The sequence below is a fragment of the Enterobacter cloacae complex sp. 309I3 genome, assembly GCF_050031595.1.
GTDB lineage: Bacteria > Pseudomonadota > Gammaproteobacteria > Enterobacterales > Enterobacteriaceae > Enterobacter > Enterobacter cloacae.
On record NZ_JBLGWI010000001.1, the window covers coordinates 1,880,870 to 1,898,430 of the forward strand.

General features: G+C 54.4%; 18 protein-coding genes. 17 read left to right on the forward strand and 1 reads right to left on the reverse strand.

Annotated elements, in window-relative coordinates; translation table 11 throughout:
* Positions 1–10 precede the first annotated feature (10 nt).
* From fabD to ptsG, 10 genes are all read left to right on the forward strand, one after another.
* Positions 11–940: an ACP S-malonyltransferase gene (gene fabD, locus ACQG22_RS08895; protein ID WP_014831447.1), complete on the forward strand. Its 930-nt coding sequence runs from the start codon at positions 11–13 to the stop codon at positions 938–940.
* Between the two features lie 12 nt (positions 941–952).
* On the forward strand, positions 953–1,687 hold the full coding sequence (gene fabG, locus ACQG22_RS08900) for a 3-oxoacyl-ACP reductase FabG (protein WP_369706432.1): 735 nt from the start codon (positions 953–955) through the stop codon (positions 1,685–1,687).
* Positions 1,688–1,841: 154 nt separating this feature from the next.
* The gene (gene acpP, locus ACQG22_RS08905) at positions 1,842–2,078 is read left to right on the forward strand and encodes an acyl carrier protein (protein ID WP_003857954.1); all 237 of its coding nucleotides are present in this window, start codon (positions 1,842–1,844) and stop codon (positions 2,076–2,078) included.
* Between the two features lie 92 nt (positions 2,079–2,170).
* Positions 2,171–3,412 (forward strand): beta-ketoacyl-ACP synthase II, encoded by a 1,242-nt coding sequence (gene fabF / locus ACQG22_RS08910; protein ID WP_028028098.1) that lies wholly within the window; start codon positions 2,171–2,173, stop codon positions 3,410–3,412.
* A 121-nt stretch (positions 3,413–3,533) separates the two neighbouring features.
* Entirely contained in the window at positions 3,534–4,343 is an 810-nt protein-coding gene (gene pabC, locus ACQG22_RS08915; protein WP_061771393.1) for an aminodeoxychorismate lyase, read from the forward strand.
* A gap of 2 nt (positions 4,344–4,345) precedes the next feature.
* Positions 4,346–5,368, forward strand: a complete 1,023-nt coding sequence (gene yceG, locus ACQG22_RS08920; protein ID WP_226836169.1) for a cell division protein YceG — start codon at positions 4,346–4,348, stop codon at positions 5,366–5,368.
* Positions 5,358–5,999 carry a dTMP kinase gene (gene tmk, locus ACQG22_RS08925; RefSeq protein ID WP_369706433.1) on the forward strand — a complete coding sequence of 214 codons (642 nt, stop codon included), beginning with the start codon at positions 5,358–5,360 and terminating at the stop codon, positions 5,997–5,999. The genes yceG and tmk overlap by 11 nt, the downstream gene beginning before the upstream one ends.
* Positions 5,996–7,000 (forward strand): DNA polymerase III subunit delta', encoded by a 1,005-nt coding sequence (holB, locus tag ACQG22_RS08930; RefSeq protein WP_284958343.1) that lies wholly within the window; start codon positions 5,996–5,998, stop codon positions 6,998–7,000. Before tmk ends, holB begins: the two co-directional genes overlap by 4 nt.
* A gap of 10 nt (positions 7,001–7,010) precedes the next feature.
* A complete protein-coding gene (locus ACQG22_RS08935; RefSeq protein ID WP_020689599.1) occupies positions 7,011–7,805 on the forward strand; it encodes a metal-dependent hydrolase in 795 nt (264 codons plus the stop codon).
* 297 nt (positions 7,806–8,102) lie between these two features.
* Positions 8,103–9,536, forward strand: coding sequence for a PTS glucose transporter subunit IIBC (gene ptsG, locus ACQG22_RS08940; RefSeq protein WP_013097113.1), 1,434 nt, complete (start codon positions 8,103–8,105; stop codon positions 9,534–9,536).
* Positions 9,537–9,620: 84 nt separating this feature from the next.
* Here the strand turns inward: ptsG and fhuE are convergent, their stop codons facing one another.
* Entirely contained in the window at positions 9,621–11,810 is a 2,190-nt protein-coding gene (fhuE, locus tag ACQG22_RS08945) for a ferric-rhodotorulic acid/ferric-coprogen receptor FhuE (RefSeq protein ID WP_369706448.1), read from the reverse strand.
* Positions 11,811–12,161: 351 nt separating this feature from the next.
* Here fhuE and hinT point away from each other — a divergent pair, with 351 nt between their 5' ends.
* The 7 genes from hinT to ACQG22_RS08980 all read left to right on the forward strand — a co-directional run bounded on the left by hinT (position 12,162) and on the right by ACQG22_RS08980 (position 17,517).
* The gene (gene hinT / locus ACQG22_RS08950; RefSeq protein ID WP_013097111.1) at positions 12,162–12,521 is read left to right on the forward strand and encodes a purine nucleoside phosphoramidase; all 360 of its coding nucleotides are present in this window, start codon (positions 12,162–12,164) and stop codon (positions 12,519–12,521) included.
* 1 nt (position 12,522) lies between these two features.
* A complete protein-coding gene (locus tag ACQG22_RS08955; protein WP_023621894.1) occupies positions 12,523–12,897 on the forward strand; it encodes a YcfL family protein in 375 nt (124 codons plus the stop codon).
* 13 nt (positions 12,898–12,910) lie between these two features.
* The gene (gene lpoB / locus ACQG22_RS08960; protein WP_104668931.1) at positions 12,911–13,555 is read left to right on the forward strand and encodes a penicillin-binding protein activator LpoB; all 645 of its coding nucleotides are present in this window, start codon (positions 12,911–12,913) and stop codon (positions 13,553–13,555) included.
* Positions 13,536–14,360 carry a thiamine kinase gene (gene thiK / locus ACQG22_RS08965; RefSeq protein WP_013097108.1) on the forward strand — a complete coding sequence of 275 codons (825 nt, stop codon included), beginning with the start codon at positions 13,536–13,538 and terminating at the stop codon, positions 14,358–14,360. The genes lpoB and thiK overlap by 20 nt, the downstream gene beginning before the upstream one ends.
* Before the next feature lie 11 nt (positions 14,361–14,371).
* On the forward strand, positions 14,372–15,397 hold the full coding sequence (nagZ, locus tag ACQG22_RS08970; protein ID WP_038979819.1) for a beta-N-acetylhexosaminidase: 1,026 nt from the start codon (positions 14,372–14,374) through the stop codon (positions 15,395–15,397).
* Positions 15,398–15,431: 34 nt separating this feature from the next.
* Positions 15,432–15,974 carry an alpha/beta hydrolase YcfP gene (gene ycfP / locus ACQG22_RS08975; protein WP_013097106.1) on the forward strand — a complete coding sequence of 181 codons (543 nt, stop codon included), beginning with the start codon at positions 15,432–15,434 and terminating at the stop codon, positions 15,972–15,974.
* 238 nt (positions 15,975–16,212) lie between these two features.
* The gene (locus ACQG22_RS08980) at positions 16,213–17,517 is read left to right on the forward strand and encodes an NAD(P)/FAD-dependent oxidoreductase (protein ID WP_013097105.1); all 1,305 of its coding nucleotides are present in this window, start codon (positions 16,213–16,215) and stop codon (positions 17,515–17,517) included.
* Positions 17,518–17,561 lie beyond the last annotated feature (44 nt).

Consider the following 17,561-nt stretch of genomic DNA (forward strand, 5'->3'; position numbering starts at 1 on the left):
GGATTAAAAGATGACGCAATTTGCTTTTGTGTTTCCGGGTCAGGGCTCTCAAACCGTTGGGATGTTGTCTGAAATGGCAGCAAACTATCCGGTAATCGAAGAGACTTTCCGTGAAGCTTCCGATGCGCTGGGTTATGATTTATGGGCGCTGACCCAACAAGGTCCGGCCGAAGAGCTGAACAAAACCTGGCAGACTCAGCCAGCACTGCTGACCGCTTCCGTTGCGCTGTGGCGCGTCTGGCAGCAGAAGGGCGGTAAAGCGCCAGCCCTGCTCGCGGGCCATAGCCTGGGTGAATACTCTGCACTGGTCTGTGCCGGTGTGATCGCCTTTGCTGACGCGGTACGCCTGGTAGAACTGCGTGGTAAATTCATGCAGGAAGCTGTGCCAGAAGGCACGGGCGGCATGTCTGCGATCATCGGTCTCGACGATGCTTCCATCGCAAAAGCGTGTGAAGAATCAGCAGAAGGTCAGGTGGTTTCACCGGTTAACTTCAACTCGCCAGGCCAGGTGGTTATCGCGGGTCATAAAGAAGCGGTTGAACGTGCAGGTGCAGCCTGTAAAGCCGCGGGCGCAAAACGTGCGCTGCCGCTGCCAGTGAGTGTTCCGTCCCACTGTGCGCTGATGAAACCTGCTGCTGACAAGCTGGCGGTTGAACTGGAAAAAATTACCTTTAACGCACCGACGATTTCCGTTGTGAACAACGTCGATGTGAAATGTGAAACCACGCCGGAGGCTATCCGTGATGCGCTGGTTCGCCAGCTTTATAGCCCGGTACAGTGGACCAAAACCGTTGAGTTTATGGCCTCTCAGGGCGTTGAGCACCTGTACGAAGTCGGCCCAGGGAAAGTCCTGACTGGTTTGACAAAACGTATTGTTGACACCCTGACTGCCTCGGCGATTAACGAGCCGGAAGCCATTGAAGCGGCACTCTCGCAATAAAAGAGGAATACCATGAGTTTTGAAGGAAAAATTGCCCTGGTCACTGGCGCAAGCCGCGGTATCGGGCGTGCAATTGCTGAAACACTGGCCGCGCGCGGCGCGAATGTGATTGGTACAGCAACCAGCGAGAATGGCGCGAAGGCCATCAGCGACTATCTGGGAGCGAACGGTAAAGGTCTGGTACTGAATGTGACCGAACCTGCATCTATCGAATCTGTTCTGGAAAATATTCGCGCAGAGTTTGGCGAAGTGGATATTCTGGTCAATAATGCCGGGATCACTCGCGATAACCTGTTGATGCGAATGAAAGACGACGAGTGGAACGATATTATCGAAACCAACCTGTCATCTGTATTCCGTCTGTCAAAAGCGGTAATGCGCGCTATGATGAAAAAGCGTCATGGTCGTATTATCACTGTCGGTTCTGTGGTTGGTACCATGGGAAATGCTGGTCAGGCTAACTACGCTGCGGCGAAAGCAGGTCTGATTGGTTTCAGTAAGTCGCTGGCGCGTGAAGTCGCGTCCCGCGGGATTACTGTAAACGTTGTTGCTCCGGGCTTTATTGAAACGGACATGACGCGTGCGCTGACTGATGAGCAGCGTGCGGGTACGCTGGCAGCTGTTCCTGCGGGCCGCTTAGGCGACCCTAAAGAAATTGCCAGCGCGGTTGCATTTTTAGCCTCTGACGAAGCGGGTTACATCACTGGTGAAACCCTCCACGTCAACGGCGGGATGTATATGGTTTAATCACGATCGAAAATATTTGCGTTATTGGGGGGATTGGCCTCAAAATAACGTAAAATCGTGGTAAGACCTGCCGGGATTTAGTTGCAAATTTTTCAACATTTTATACACTACGAAAACCATCGCGAAAGCGAGTTTTGATAGGAAATTTAAGAGTATGAGCACTATCGAAGAACGCGTTAAGAAAATTATCGGCGAACAGCTGGGCGTTAAGCAGGAAGAAGTTGTGAACTCCGCTTCCTTCGTTGAAGACCTGGGCGCAGATTCTCTTGACACCGTTGAGCTGGTAATGGCTCTGGAAGAAGAGTTTGATACTGAGATTCCGGACGAAGAAGCTGAGAAGATCACCACTGTTCAGGCTGCCATTGATTACATCAACGGCCACCAGGCGTAAGTGAACATCTCCAGGCGGTCATTCGACCGCCTGAGTTTTATCTTTTTTTAGTCCCACGAATCTCTTTTTTTATCCCTCCCTGGAGGACAAACGTGTCTAAGCGTCGTGTAGTTGTGACCGGACTTGGCATGTTGTCTCCTGTCGGCAATACCGTAGAGTCCACCTGGAAAGCTCTCCTTGCCGGTCAGAGCGGCATCAGCCTAATCGACCATTTCGATACTAGCGCCTATGCAACGAAATTTGCTGGCTTAGTAAAGGATTTTAACTGTGAAGAGATCATCTCGCGCAAAGAACAGCGCAAGATGGATGCCTTCATTCAATATGGAATTGTCGCTGGCGTTCAGGCCATGCAGGATTCTGGCCTTGAAATTACGGAAGAGAACGCAACCCGTATCGGTGCCGCTATTGGCTCCGGGATTGGCGGTCTTGGTCTGATCGAGGAAAACCATTCATCTCTCATGAATGGCGGACCGCGTAAAATCAGCCCGTTCTTCGTTCCGTCCACGATTGTTAATATGGTGGCGGGTCACCTGACCATCATGTTCGGTCTGCGTGGGCCAAGCATTTCTATCGCGACCGCATGTACCTCTGGCGTGCATAACATCGGCCAGGCCGCGCGTATGATTGCGTACGGCGATGCAGATGCTATGGTGGCAGGCGGTGCTGAAAAAGCCAGTACCCCGCTTGGCGTGGGTGGCTTTGGTGCTGCGCGCGCGCTGTCTACCCGCAACGATAATCCTCAGGCGGCAAGCCGTCCTTGGGACAAAGACCGTGACGGTTTCGTGCTGGGCGATGGTGCAGGTATGCTCGTTCTGGAAGAGTACGAACATGCGAAAAAACGTGGCGCGAAAATTTATGCTGAAGTCGTTGGCTTTGGTATGAGCAGCGATGCCTATCACATGACGTCACCGCCAGAAAATGGTGCAGGCGCCGCGCTGGCCATGGAAAACGCGATTCGCGATGCGGGTATTACTCCAGCGCAAATCGGCTACGTTAACGCACACGGTACCTCTACCCCTGCGGGCGATAAAGCAGAAGCTCAGGCTGTTAAGTCTATCTTCGGTGAATCTGCCAGCCGTGTACTGGTCAGTTCCACAAAATCCATGACCGGTCACCTGTTGGGTGCGGCGGGTGCTGTAGAGTCTATTTACTCTATTCTTGCGCTGCGCGACCAGGCTGTTCCGCCAACCATCAACCTGGATAACCCGGATGAAGGTTGCGATCTGGACTTCGTTCCTCACGAAGCGCGCCAGGTGAGTGGAATGGAGTACACCCTGTGTAACTCCTTCGGCTTTGGCGGTACTAACGGTTCTCTGATCTTCAAAAAGATCTGAGTCTGCGTACCCTATGGCTGTGAAAAAAGGTCCGCTTGTCGGGCCTTTTTTATTCAGGCTAATCTTCTTGTCGGCTGCACGACATCCTGCCAGACTAAACGCCCACGCATAAGGAGCCACCATGTTTTTAATCAATGGCCTTGAGCAAGAATCTCTGCCTGCAAGCGACAGGGCGACTCAGTTTGGTGATGGCTGCTTTACCACGGCGCGCATTGCGGATGGCGACGTGTGTCTGCTGGATGCGCATATACGTCGTCTGCAAACGGCCTGCAAAACGTTACTGATCCCCTTTACGCAATGGGACACGTTGCGCCAGGAAATGCGCCAGCTTGCGTCCGGAAAGCCCAGTGGGGTACTCAAGGTCATTATCAGCCGCGGCAGCGGTGGACGGGGTTATAGCGGTGCCAGTTGCCAACATCCCACCCGGATCCTGTCGGTTTCTGCGTATCCTGCCCAGTATACGCGCTGGCGTGAAGAGGGCGTTACCCTGACGCTCAGCCCGGTACGTCTGGGAAGAAACCCCATGCTTGCCGGGATAAAACATCTCAATCGTCTTGAGCAGGTGCTAATCCGTACTCATCTTGAGCAGACGGCAGCCGATGAAGCGCTGGTTCTTGACAGCGAAGGGTTCATTACGGAATGCTGTGCGGCTAATTTATTCTGGCGGCAGGGCAACACTGTTTTCACGCCTTCGCTGGAACAGGCGGGAGTCAACGGTATTATGCGTCAGTTTTGTGTGCAGCAGCTGGCACGCTCTGACTTTCACGTTGTCGAAGTTAACGCACGCGAAGAGGCGTTGCAGGCAGCAGATGAAATCGTTATTTGCAACGCGCTGATGCCGGTTATACCTGTCCGCGCTTATGGTCAAATTTGCTTGCCATCGCGCGAGCTGTTCTCTTTTTTAGCCCCGATATGTGAGCAAACCAGATAGTCATGAAGAAAATGTTGCGCTTTGTCCTCCTTCTAATCGTTGCGCTGGGTATCGCTGGCGGCGCGGGAATGTGGAAAGTTCGCCAGCTGGCGAACAGTAAGATCCTGATTAAGGACGAAACAATCTTTACCCTGAAAGCGGGAACCGGGCGACTGGCGCTCGGTGAACAGCTTTATGGCGATAAAATCATTAATCGTCCACGCGTGTTCCAGTGGTTATTGCGTGTGGAACCTGAGCTGTCTCATTTTAAAGCTGGCACCTATCGTTTCACGCCCGGGATGACCGTCAGAGAGATGCTGCAGTTGCTGGAAAGCGGCAAAGAAGCGCAGTTCCCGCTGCGGTTTGTTGAAGGGATGCGCCTTAGCGATTACCTCAAACAGCTGCGTGATGCGCCGTATATTAAACACACGCTAAAAGATGACAGTTACCAGACGGTTGCCGCGGTACTTGAATTTGAACATCCCGAGTGGGTTGAAGGCTGGTTCTGGCCGGACACCTGGATGTATACAGCCGGAACAACCGATGTGGCGATCCTGAAGCGTGCGCACAAAAAAATGGTCGCGGCGGTGGAATCTGCGTGGGAAGGGCGCGCCGATGGCCTGCCGTATAAAGATCAAAACCAGTTTGTCACCATGGCCTCAATTATTGAGAAAGAGACCGCGGTGGCTTCAGAGCGCGACCAGGTGGCGTCGGTCTTTATCAACCGACTGCGCATTGGCATGCGCCTGCAAACTGACCCTACCGTGATCTATGGAATGGGGGAGAGCTACAGCGGCAAGATTTCACGAAAAGATCTGGAGACGCCGACGGCGTATAATACCTACGTTATTAGCGGCCTGCCGCCAGGCCCGATTGCCACGCCGAGCGAAGCCTCGCTTAAGGCGGCCGCGCATCCGGCAAAAACACCGTATCTCTACTTTGTGGCTGATGGAAAAGGGGGGCATACCTTTAACACCAACCTTGCCAGCCATAATCGCTCCGTTCAGGATTATCTGAAGGCACTTAAGGAAAAAAATGCGCAGTAAATACATTGTCATTGAGGGACTCGAAGGAGCCGGTAAAACCACAGCCCGCAACGTGGTAATCGAAACGCTGAAAACGCTCGGCGTTGCGGACATGGTGTTTACCCGTGAACCCGGCGGTACGCAGCTGGCTGAAAAGCTGCGCAGCCTGGTGCTGGATATCAAATCCGTGGGCGATGAAGTTATCACTGACAAAGCCGAAGTGCTGATGTTCTATGCCGCTCGCGTGCAGTTGGTAGAGACGATCATCAAACCGGCTCTGGCCGCTGGCAAGTGGGTCATTGGCGACCGTCACGATCTGTCGACTCAGGCGTATCAGGGCGGGGGACGCGGAATTGACCAGACAATGCTGGCAACGTTGCGTGATGCAGTATTAGGGGATTTCCGCCCCGATCTGACGCTGTATCTGGATGTAACGCCGGAAGTGGGCCTGAAGCGCGCGCGCGCGCGCGGCGAGCTGGATCGCATTGAGCAAGAGTCGCTCGACTTCTTTAATCGCACCCGCGCGCGTTATCTTGAACTCGCCAGTCAGGACAGTTCCATTCGCACCATTGATGCGACGCAGTCCCTGGAAGAGGTGACCCGGTCCATTGAGGAAACTGTCAAACACTGGCTACAGGAGCAACAGGCATGAAATGGTACCCATGGTTGCGCCCGCACTTTGAACAGCTGATCGCCAGCTATCAGGCCGGACGGGGGCATCATGCGTTACTGATTCAGGCATTGCCGGGCATGGGTGAAGATGCGTTGATCTACGCCATCACCCGTTTTCTGATGTGCCAGCAGCCAGAAGGTCACAAAAGCTGCGGTAAATGCCGCGGCTGCCAGCTGATGCAGGCGGGCACACATCCTGACTATTACACGCTGGAGCCTGAGAAGGGCAAAAGTGCGCTCGGTATCGATGCCGTGCGTGAAGTCAGTGAAAAATTATACGAGCACGCACGACTGGGTGGCGCAAAAGTCGTCTGGCTGAAAGACGCGGCGTTGCTTACCGAGGCGGCGGCAAATGCGCTGCTTAAAACGCTGGAGGAGCCACCGGAAAAAACGTGGTTCTTCCTGTCATGCCGCGATCCGGGTCGATTACTGGCGACGTTACGCAGTCGGTGTCGGCTTCATCACCTTGCGACTCCCCAGGAATCGTGGGCGCTGAGCTGGCTGGAGCGTGAGGTGACAACGTCACAGGATAGCGCGTTGTCCGCATTGCGCCTCAGCAGCGGCGCACCTGCCGCGGCGCTGGCTCTGCTGCAGGCGGACGTCTGGTCGCAACGAGAAGCGCTTTGCCGCGCCGTTGCCTCTGCGCTGGAGAGCGGTGACTGGTTGAGCGTACTGCCTGCACTTAACAGCGATCAGGCTGCCGAGCGTCTGCACTGGCTGGCTGCCTTACTTCTGGATGCCCTCAAGATCCAGCAGGGGGCCAAGCTGCTGACCAATCCCGATGTCTGGCCACTGGTAAACACGCTGGCGAATCGTCTGCCAGGCGCCACGTTGCGTGCGATCCTGCACGACACTTGCCAGAGCCGCGAACAACTTTTAACGGTAACCGGTCTTAATCGCGAGCTTGTACTGACCGACCAGTTACTGCGTATCGAACATTACCTGCAACCAGGCGTTACTCCGCCTGTTTCCCATCTCTGAGAGAGACATTATGTTTTTAGTCGACTCACACTGCCATCTCGATGGCCTGGATTATCAATCCCTGCATAAAGACGTGGACGACGTGCTGGCTAAAGCCGCCGCCCGCGATGTGAAATTTTGCCTTGCGGTGGCTACCACGCTGCCGGGCTATCGCACCATGCGTGAGCTGGTGGGCGTTCGCCCTAATGTTGTCTTTTCCTGTGGCGTGCATCCGCTCAATCAGGATGAAGCATACGACGTCGAGGAGTTACGTCGTCTGGCGGCCGAAGAGGGCGTGGTAGCGATGGGGGAAACCGGGCTGGACTATTACTACACGCCGGAGACCATGGCGCGTCAGCAGGAGTCCTTCCGCCATCACATTCGCATTGGCCGTGAGCTTAACAAACCGGTTATCGTTCATACCCGCGATGCCCGCGCCGATACCCTGGCGATCCTCAGGGAAGAAAACGTGACGGATTGCGGTGGCGTACTACACTGTTTCACAGAAGACAGAGAAACGGCGGGAAAACTGCTTGATTTAGGGTTTTATATCTCGTTTTCCGGGATCGTGACGTTCCGTAACGCTGAGCAGCTTCGCGATGCTGCGCGTTATGTTCCGCTCGATCGTATTCTGGTGGAAACAGACTCTCCTTATCTGGCTCCGGTACCGCATCGCGGTAAAGAAAACCAGCCAGCAATGACGAGAGACGTGGCTGAATACATGGCCGTTCTGAAGGGCGTCAGTATCGAAGAGCTGGCCCGCGTCACGACGGAAAACTTCTCTACACTGTTCCATATTGACCCCGCCCGCCTGCAATCTGTTTGATACACCTGTTTTTTTTAGGCTCGTAATTAATAGTTAAAACGAGTAAAGTTCACCGCCTCATTTGGGGCGGTGATGGTGTTTTTAGACACATCCAGAAATGCTTTTTGTAAATAACTGAAAGTTTTTCGACCGTCTTAAGCTGAAACGTGATAGCCGTCAAACAAACTCAGAGGGAATTATTTTACTCTGTGTAATAAATAAAGGGCGCTTAGATGTCCTGTCCACGGCACGGTACTCCCCCCGGGCCAATGCGTGAAAGCGTAAAAAAAGCACAAATACTCAGGAGCACTCTCAATTATGTTTAAGAATGCATTTGCTAACCTGCAAAAGGTCGGTAAATCGCTGATGCTGCCAGTATCCGTACTGCCTATCGCAGGTATCCTGCTGGGTGTCGGTTCTGCAAACTTCAGCTGGCTGCCAGCCGTAGTGTCCCACGTAATGGCCGAAGCAGGCGGTTCTGTCTTTGCTAACATGCCGCTGATCTTCGCTATCGGTGTTGCTCTGGGCTTCACCAATAACGACGGCGTTTCTGCGCTGGCTTCTGTGGTTGCCTACGGCATCATGGTGAAAACCATGGCTGTGGTTGCACCGCTGGTTCTGCATTTACCTGCTGAAGAGATCGCAGCGAAACACCTGGCGGATACCGGTGTTCTGGGCGGTATCATCTCCGGTGCGATTGCAGCGTATATGTTTAACCGCTTCTATCGCATCAAGCTGCCTGAGTACCTGGGCTTCTTCGCGGGCAAGCGTTTCGTTCCGATCATCTCTGGTCTGGCAGCGATTTTCACGGGTGTGATCCTGTCCTTCATCTGGCCACCAATCGGTACGGCAATCCAGACCTTCTCTCAGTGGGCTGCTTATCAGAACCCGGTTGTGGCGTTCGGTATCTACGGCTTCATCGAGCGTTGCCTGGTGCCATTTGGTCTGCACCACATCTGGAACGTTCCATTCCAGATGCAGATTGGTGAATTCACCAACGCAGCGGGTCAGGTATTCCACGGTGATATCCCACGTTACATGGCGGGTGACCCAACTGCAGGTAAACTGTCTGGTGGCTTCCTGTTCAAAATGTATGGTCTGCCAGCCGCGGCAATTGCAATCTGGCACTCTGCTAAACCAGAGAACCGTGCAAAAGTGGGCGGTATCATGATCTCCGCAGCGCTGACCTCGTTCCTGACCGGTATCACCGAGCCGATCGAGTTCTCCTTCATGTTCGTTGCGCCGATCCTGTACGTTATCCACGCGATTCTGGCGGGTCTGGCGTTCCCAATCTGTATCCTGCTAGGTATGCGTGACGGTACGTCCTTCTCACACGGCCTGATCGACTTCATCGTTCTGTCCGGTAACAGCAGCAAACTGTGGCTGTTCCCAATCGTGGGTGCGTGCTACGCCGTTGTTTACTACACCATCTTCCGCGTGCTGATCAAAGCACTGGACCTGAAAACGCCAGGTCGTGAAGATGCAACAGAAGACAGCAAAGCAGGCGCGACCAGCGAAATGGCTCCGGCACTGGTTGCAGCATTCGGCGGTAAAGAGAACATCACTAACCTGGACGCGTGTATCACTCGTCTGCGTGTGAGCGTTGCCGATGTTGCGAAAGTAGACCAGCCGGGTCTGAAAAAACTGGGCGCAGCGGGTGTGGTTGTTGCAGGTTCTGGTGTTCAGGCAATCTTCGGTACCAAATCCGATAACCTGAAAACCGAAATGGATGAATACATCCGCAACAGCTAAGCTGTGACCTGGGGAGACTAAGGCAGCCGAATGGCTGCCTTTTTTATGCCTGCAGTTTTGTTATGCCGGGTAGCGGCTGAACATTCAGAAGTCGTAGCTCGCGCTTACAGAGACGTTCAGCGGCGCGCCATATACCACATAAGAGCCGACGTAGTCGTAATACTCTTTGTCGAACAGGTTGTTGATGTTAGCCTGGACAGCAAAATCTTTAGTAACCTGATACCGGCTGAACAGGTTAACCAGCGCGTAGCTGCCTTGTTCTGCCCGTGATCGGCCTGCCGGGCCGCCATCTACATCGTTCCAGACTTTATTCTGCCAGTTCACCCCGCCGCCCACTGCCAGTGCAGGTAGCATGGGCAGTTGATAACGGGTAAAGAGCTTCATTGTGGTACGAGGCTGATCGGAACTTACCGCGTTGCCGCGCTTGTCTTCAGCAATGTAGCGGGTTGCGCCGAAGGTCAACTGCCAGTTATCGGTCAGGGCGCCGTTTAGCTCGAACTCGATCCCTTTACTGACGACCCCATCCAGAGATTCATAAATTGACTCGCCGCTGGGCATGTAGGTGTAGGTATTATTCGCCACATTATCCTGCTCAATGCGGAAGAGGGCGAGCGAGGTGGACAGGCGCGTACTAAACCAGTCTGCTTTCACCCCGGCTTCATAGCTTTTCCCCGTTGTCGGGTCCAGGTAGCGGCCGCTGGCGTCACGTTTGTCCTGAGGCTGGAAGATGGAGGTATAACTGACGTAGGTTGACCAGTCTTCATTGATATCATAAACAAGGCCCGCATATGGCGTTACATCGTCCTTACTGCTTTCCAGGCGGGTGTCCGGGGAGCCCGCCGGGTTATAGCGAATGTTGTAATGGGTATAACGCGCACCGAGGATCAGAGATAGCGGATCGGCAAGCGAGAAGCGGGCTGAGGTATAGGCTGAAGACTGGCGGATATCATCCTGACTGTAAAGCTTCCAGGGGGTCCACTGCGGATCGGCGATATTCCCGTTCCAGTTTTTGAAGTTACCCACGTCAACCATGCCGTACAGCGCGTCCGGCATGGTGTTGTCATAGTGGTTACGCTGGCGGCTGAAGCTACCGCCAAACATCATCTCATGCTGGCGACCGAAAAGATCGAAACCGCCGCGCAGGAAGGCATCCACCGCATCCTGCTTACGTTCACCGCGGTTCCAGCCGCCATATCCGACCATACCCGCACCGGTCTCTTTATCCGGGTAGCCGGACATATACATCAGTTTGCTGTCGAAGTTGGTGTCGGCATGCATGCCGTTGATGTGGGCTTCCCAGCCGTTGTCGAAGCGTTGGGTGAGGTTGGCGAAAATACGGGTGTTGTCTTTATCTGAATAAGCCCAGTCTGGTGCAACGGTCTGGCTGCGGTTGTAATGGGTTTTGCTGCCATCGCTGTACCAGGTTGGCAGGCCGCCCCAGGTTGGGTTATCGGTATCGCTTTCCTGATATTCATAGCCCACAGACAGGGTGGTGCTGTCAGTCACGTCCGCATCGACCACGCCATAGAGGAACTTTTTGCGGTAGTGGTAGTTATCAACAAAACTGTCGTTGTCCTGATAACCCGTAATAAGACGACCGCGCACGTTACCCGACTCTAACAGCGGAGCCTGCAGATCCAGCACGTAGCGTTGTTTGTCCCAGCTACCGTAACTGGCGGAGACATTGCCTTTAAATTCATTGCTGTCTGCATGCTTACGTACCATGTTGACGTAGGCGGCGGGATTTCCCGTGCCGGACATCAGGCCGGTTGCGCCGCGTACCACTTCAATACGATCGTAAATGGCGGTATCGGCGGCGGTGTCGCCAAAGTTCCATACTTCGCTGATGGAGGTTGGCAGATCATCATACGCATAGTTACTGACAAAGAAGCCGCGCGAGTAAAATACCGTCCGGTCGCTGTCCTGTACCTGCGCGGTGACGCCGGTGGTGTTAGTTAACACCTGACCGAGGGATTGCAGATTCTGATCTGCCATACGCTGCTGGCTAATGACGCTGACGGACTGCGGAATATCGCGGGGAACCAGTAACAGTTTCGTCCCCGTGGTGGTGGTCTTAACGCTGTAGTCCGTATCCTGACTGCTGGACGGGTCCTGTGCGTTATCAAAACCGCCCTCGACAACCACGGTATCTTCGGTTGCAGAGGCGGCGAAACTGACGGCTGGCATCAATGCCAAAGCAATACAGGCAGCCAGCAACGAAGGCGTGGCGGCTGGCTGCGGTTGCCCATCCCTGGTGTGATAAATGAAAGACATCATCAAACCCTTACTGAATGGTGAAAGGTGAGTGCGACAGTCCCGTGAGAACGGGCTGACGTCGTTTTCTATGTTAAAAATGCGCATGAAAATGCAAATGCGAAATATACGCATTGTAATTAGCACTGTAAACAGATGTGTCAAAAGGAAATGAAATTATGTTTCAGGTGGTGAAGCGTCGAGAGCGGTTACTCTTCAGTCAGCTGAAACGCTTTCAGGAAAGAAATCCGGGGAGAAGGTTGAAAGGACAGGAGAAAGTCGCTCATACTCTTCCATTGTGCCACACACTCATGCAGAGATTGTGTTAATAGCGGACGCACCACGCCAGATTAAACTACAAAGGAACAGGTCATGGCTGAAGAAACCATTTTCAGTAAAATTATCCGCCGCGAAATCCCTTCGGATATCGTTTATCAGGATGAGCTGGTGACGGCTTTCAGAGATATTTCTCCTCAGGCTCCGACTCATATCCTTATCATTCCAAATATTCTGATTCCCACCGTCAATGACGTAAAAGCCGAGCATGAAGTGGCGTTAGGCCGTATGCTGACGGTAGCCGCGAAAATCGCCGAGCAGGAGGGGATTGCTGAAGACGGTTACCGTTTGATCATGAACTGTAATCGCCATGGTGGTCAGGAAGTTTATCATATTCATATGCATCTTCTGGGTGGGCGTCCTCTGGGACCGATGCTGTCACATAAAGGTCTTTGACATGTTAAAAGGGCGTATTGCAGCGCTGGCAATGACATTGGTAATGGTGGGGTGCAGCACGCGCCCGGCCATTCCCGTCAGCGATGAACAGACGCTGGTGATGGAGTCATCGGTACTTGCCGCGGGCATCACCGCAGAACAACCTACGTTGACCATCAGTGAAATTAAATCTTCTGCGTCCTCTACGCTCTTTAACGAAAGACACGAACCGGTGACGGTGCACTACCGTTTCTTCTGGTATGACGTACGGGGTCTTGAAATGCACCCGCTGGAAGCGCCGCGCAGCGTGACCATTCCGGCAGGATCGTCGGTAACGCTCTATGGTAGCGCCAACTATCTGGGTGCGCATAAGGTGAGACTTTATCTTTATCTGTAAGAGGTGAACCTTGATTAAAAATATGAGCCGTTATGCGCTCGTGACAGCTTTTGCACTGTTCCTTGCAGGATGTGTGACGCGAACCGAACAGCCTGCGCCGGTGGACGAGGCAAAACCGGGTACGGAGCAGCCGACACAGCCAACGCAACCGCAGCCAACCGTGCCGTCTGTACCGACGATCCCGTCGCAGCCTGGCCCGATTGAACATCCGGACCAGACCTCCCAGCCAACGCCGCGCGTGCGTCATTATGACTGGAACGGTGCGATGCAACCGATGGTGGGCAAAATGCTGCAGGCGCAGGGCGTGACGGCAGGCAGCGTACTGCTGGTGGATAGCGTAAATAACCGGACTAACGGTTCACTCAATGCCGGGGAAGCGACAGAAACCCTGCGCAATGCACTGGCCAATAACGGCAAGTTTACGCTGGTTTCCGCACAGCAGCTGGCAGTAGCCAAACAGCAGCTTGGTCTGTCGCCACAGGACAGCCTCGGTACGCGCAGTAAGGCGATGGGGATTGCCCGTAACGTTGGTGCGCAGTATGTGCTGTACTCTAATGCCACCGGTAACGTGAATACGCCAGCCCTGCAGATGCAGCTGATGCTGGTCCAGACAGGCGAGATTATCTGGTCAGGTAAAGGTGCGGTTACGCAACTCTGACTGCACGCGTGAAGCGATCCTCACGCGTTATTTTCCGCAGTATCGTCTTATCGCGCCGCAGGCCCACTCCGGGCTTGGCGGCGCGAGTTGCATTCTGGAACAGGGCGAGCAGCGTCTGGTGTTGCGTCATCACCACGATCCCTTAGCCCCCGTTTCCCATTTTCGCCGTCAGTTTCGTGCCCTGAAGCGTCTACCGGCGGATCTCGTGCCAGCCCCGCGCTTTTTCAGACAGGGCTGGATGGCGGTAGAGTATCTGGCAGGGGAGATCCGGCATACGCTGCCCGACAGCGCTACGCTTGCGACGACGCTCTGTCAGTTGCACCATCAGCCGTGTCTGGGGTGGCGAGTCACGCTGCTCCCTTTGCTGGAACAATACTGGCAGCGAGCCTCACCGGACAGACGTACCCCACGGTGGCTTGCGCAGCTTAAACGGTTACGCACTGCGGGAGAGCCTCAGCCGCTTCGGCTGTCGCCATTACACATGGATGTTCATGCCGGAAATATTGTGCATACGTCCACCGGCATCAGGCTTATCGACTGGGAGTATGCCGGTGATGGGGATGTGGCACTGGAGCTGGCGGCCGTCTGGGTGGAAGATGATACAGCGCGCCAAAGACTGATCGGCGATTACGCCCGCATTGCGCATCTGGACGCGGGACAGCTGGCGCGTCAGGTCAGACGCTGGCGGCCCTGGGTCGTCATGCTGATGGCGGGCTGGTTTGAAATGCGTTTTCAGCAGTCCGGCGAGAAACAATTTATTGCGCTGGCAGATGATGCCTGGCGCCAGTTACACATTAAAGGATAAGAGAGGTTGCTGTGGGTCCAGTCATGTTGGATGTAGAAGGGTTTGAACTGGATGCGGAGGAGCGTGAAATTCTGGCGCACCCGCTGGTGGGGGGGCTCATCCTGTTTACCCGCAACTATCACGATCCGGCGCAGTTGCGTGAGCTGGTTCGCCAGATCCGCGCGGCGTCGCGTAATCATCTGGTCGTGGCCGTCGATCAGGAAGGCGGGCGCGTGCAGCGTTTCCGTGAGGGCTTCACCCGTCTGCCCGCGGCCCAGTCTTTCGCGGCGCTGCTCGGCACCGAAGAGGGCGGAAATCTGGCCCAGGAGGCCGGCTGGCTGATGGCCAGCGAGATGATTGCCATGGATATCGACATCAGTTTTGCCCCGGTGCTGGACGTAGGGCATATCAGTGCGGCAATTGGCGAGCGCTCTTACCATAGCGATCCCCGTATTGCGCTGGAGATGGCCACCCGCTTTATCGACGGCATGCACGATGCAGGAATGAAAACCACCGGTAAACACTTCCCGGGGCACGGCGCCGTGACGGCGGATTCACATAAAGAGACTCCGCGTGATCCGCGCCCGGAGGCGGAAATTCGTGCCAAAGATATGTCGGTGTTCCGCTCGCTGATTAGCGATAACAAGCTGGATGCCATTATGCCTGCGCATGTGATTTACAGTGACGTCGACCCGCGCCCGGCGAGCGGTTCTCCGCACTGGTTAAAAAACGTGCTGCGTCAGGAGCTCGGTTTCAACGGCGTGATCTTCTCCGACGATTTGTCGATGGAAGGGGCGGCGATCATGGGCAGCTACGCGGAGCGTGGGCAGGCGTCGCTCGACGCAGGTTGCGATATGATCCTCGTCTGCAATAATCGTAAAGGCGCAGTCAGCGTGCTGGATAACCTGTCGCCGATCAATGCAGAGCGTGTTACACATTTGTATCATAAAGGTTCATTTAGCCGTCAGGAGCTGATGGATTCGGCACGCTGGAAAGCGGTTAACGCCCGGCTTGAAGCACTGAATGAGCGCTGGCAGGCACATAAAGCCAGCCTGTAAATCCTCCCGGAAGGCGTAGCGTGGTGAGAAGACGATGATCATCTATTTACACGGTTTTGACTCAAACAGTCCTGGTAATCATGAGAAGGTACTGCAACTGCAGTTTATCGATCCGGATGTACGGCTGATCAGCTACAGCACGCGCCATCCGAAACATGACATGCAGCATCTGCTCAAAGAAGTGGACAAGATGCTGCAGCTCAACATCGATGATCGCCCGCTGATTTGCGGCGTGGGGCTGGGTGGCTACTGGGCGGAGCGGATTGGGTTCCTGTGCGATATTCGCCAGGTGGTATTCAATCCTAACCTGTTCCCGAACGAGAACATGGAAGGCAAGATTGACCGCCCAGAAGAGTATGTCGATATTGCCACCAAGTGCGTCAGCAATTTCCGTGAAAAGAACCGCGACCGCTGTCTGGTGATCCTTTCGCGTAATGATGAGGCGCTCAACAGCCACCGTGCGGCTGAGCTGTTGCATCACTACTATGAAATTGTCTGGGACGAAGAACAGACCCACAAGTTCAAGAATATCTCCCCGCATCTGCAGCGCATCAAAGCCTTCAAAACACTGGGCTAAGATACTGCATAAGATCTCCCAGGCCCGGCCGCGAAAGCGTGCCGGGCTTTCTTTTTCTGCAGAATTGTCTACTTTTAAGCCACCAAAACTTGATGCACATCAATTTTGGTATGACCAATGCTCCTGACGTGGTATTCTCAATGCACCTGAATGGTTTCAGTGCTGTAACCTGTTGTTAATTAAGGGTTATTTTTATAACTTTTAATTAACAATTGGTTAATAATTTGAGGGGGTCACGTTGACTACGCCATTGAAAAAGATAGTGATTGTAGGCGGTGGTGCTGGCGGGCTGGAGCTGGCGACACAGTTGGGTAAGAAGCTGGGGCGCGGCAAAAAAGCCAAAATCACGCTGGTGGATCGTAACCACAGCCACCTGTGGAAACCGTTGCTGCACGAAGTGGCGACCGGTTCACTGGATGAGGGCGTGGACGCGCTGAGCTATCTGGCGCACGCACGTAACCACCATTTCCAGTTCCAGCTGGGTTCCGTGGTGGATATCAACCGTGAGAGCAAAACCATTACCCTGGCCGAGCTGCGTGACGAAAAAGGGGAGTTGCTGGTCCCGGAGCGCAAGCTTGCCTATGACACACTGGTCATGGCGCTGGGCAGTACCTCCAACGATTTCAACACCCCGGGTGTGAAAGAGCACTGCATTTTCCTGGATAACCCGCACCAGGCGCGTCGTTTCCACCAGGAAATGCTGAACCTGTTCCTGAAGTACACCAATAACATGGGTGCGAATGGTAAGGTGAATATCGCCATTGTAGGCGGTGGCGCAACGGGCGTTGAACTCTCCGCTGAGCTGCACAATGCGGTAAAACAGCTGCACAGCTACGGGTACAAAGGGTTAACCAATGAAGCGCTGAACGTAACGCTGGTTGAGGCAGGTGAGCGTATTCTGCCTGCGCTGCCTCCGCGTATTTCTGGCGCGGCGCATAACGAACTGACCAAACTGGGCGTACGTGTTCTCACCCAGACGATGGTGACCAGCGCAGACGAAGGTGGCCTGCACACCAAGGATGGCGAGTACATCAAAGCGGATCTGATGGTCTGGGCGGCGGGTATCAAAGCACCTGATTTCATGAAAGACATTGGCGGGCTGGAAACCAACCGTATCAATCAGCTGGTGACCGAGCCGACGCTGCAAACCACGCGCGATCCAGAGATTTTCGCGATTGGTGACTGTGCGTCATGCGCGCGTCCAGAAGGCGGTTTCGTGCCTCCTCGCGCCCAGGCAGCGCATCAGATGGCAAGCCTGGTGCTGCACAATATTCTGGCACAGCGCAAAGGCAAGCCAATGAAGGCCTACGTCTACAAAGACCACGGCTCTCTGGTTTCGTTGTCAAACTTCTCAACCGTAGGCAGCCTGATGGGGAACCTGATGCGCGGCTCGATGATGGTAGAAGGGCGCATCGCACGCTTTGTCTATATCTCCCTGTACCGTATGCACCAGATTGCGCTGCACGGCTACTTCAAAACCGGCCTGATGATGCTGGTAGGGCGAATCAACCGCGTGATCCGTCCACGTCTGAAGCTGCACTAATTTTTCTCTCCCTCCGGGCCCTCCGGAGGGATTTTTTAGCATAT

What these genes read in the sequence shown, in the direction of transcription:
- fabD (WP_014831447.1), top strand. Translation starts at nt 11, where the DNA reads ATGACGCAATTTGCTTTTGTGTTTCCGGGTCAGGGCTCTCAAACCGTT.
- fabG (WP_369706432.1), top strand. Translation starts at nt 953, where the DNA reads ATGAGTTTTGAAGGAAAAATTGCCCTGGTCACTGGCGCAAGCCGCGGT.
- acpP (WP_003857954.1), top strand. Translation starts at nt 1,842, where the DNA reads ATGAGCACTATCGAAGAACGCGTTAAGAAAATTATCGGCGAACAGCTG.
- pabC (WP_061771393.1), top strand. Translation starts at nt 3,534, where the DNA reads ATGTTTTTAATCAATGGCCTTGAGCAAGAATCTCTGCCTGCAAGCGAC.
- yceG (WP_226836169.1), top strand. Translation starts at nt 4,346, where the DNA reads ATGAAGAAAATGTTGCGCTTTGTCCTCCTTCTAATCGTTGCGCTGGGT.
- tmk (WP_369706433.1), top strand. Translation starts at nt 5,358, where the DNA reads ATGCGCAGTAAATACATTGTCATTGAGGGACTCGAAGGAGCCGGTAAA.
- holB (WP_284958343.1), top strand. Translation starts at nt 5,996, where the DNA reads ATGAAATGGTACCCATGGTTGCGCCCGCACTTTGAACAGCTGATCGCC.
- ACQG22_RS08935 (WP_020689599.1), top strand. Translation starts at nt 7,011, where the DNA reads ATGTTTTTAGTCGACTCACACTGCCATCTCGATGGCCTGGATTATCAA.
- ptsG (WP_013097113.1), top strand. Translation starts at nt 8,103, where the DNA reads ATGTTTAAGAATGCATTTGCTAACCTGCAAAAGGTCGGTAAATCGCTG.
- fhuE (WP_369706448.1), bottom strand. Translation starts at nt 11,810, where the DNA reads ATGTCTTTCATTTATCACACCAGGGATGGGCAACCGCAGCCAGCCGCC.
- hinT (WP_013097111.1), top strand. Translation starts at nt 12,162, where the DNA reads ATGGCTGAAGAAACCATTTTCAGTAAAATTATCCGCCGCGAAATCCCT.
- ACQG22_RS08955 (WP_023621894.1), top strand. Translation starts at nt 12,523, where the DNA reads ATGTTAAAAGGGCGTATTGCAGCGCTGGCAATGACATTGGTAATGGTG.
- ycfP (WP_013097106.1), top strand. Translation starts at nt 15,432, where the DNA reads ATGATCATCTATTTACACGGTTTTGACTCAAACAGTCCTGGTAATCAT.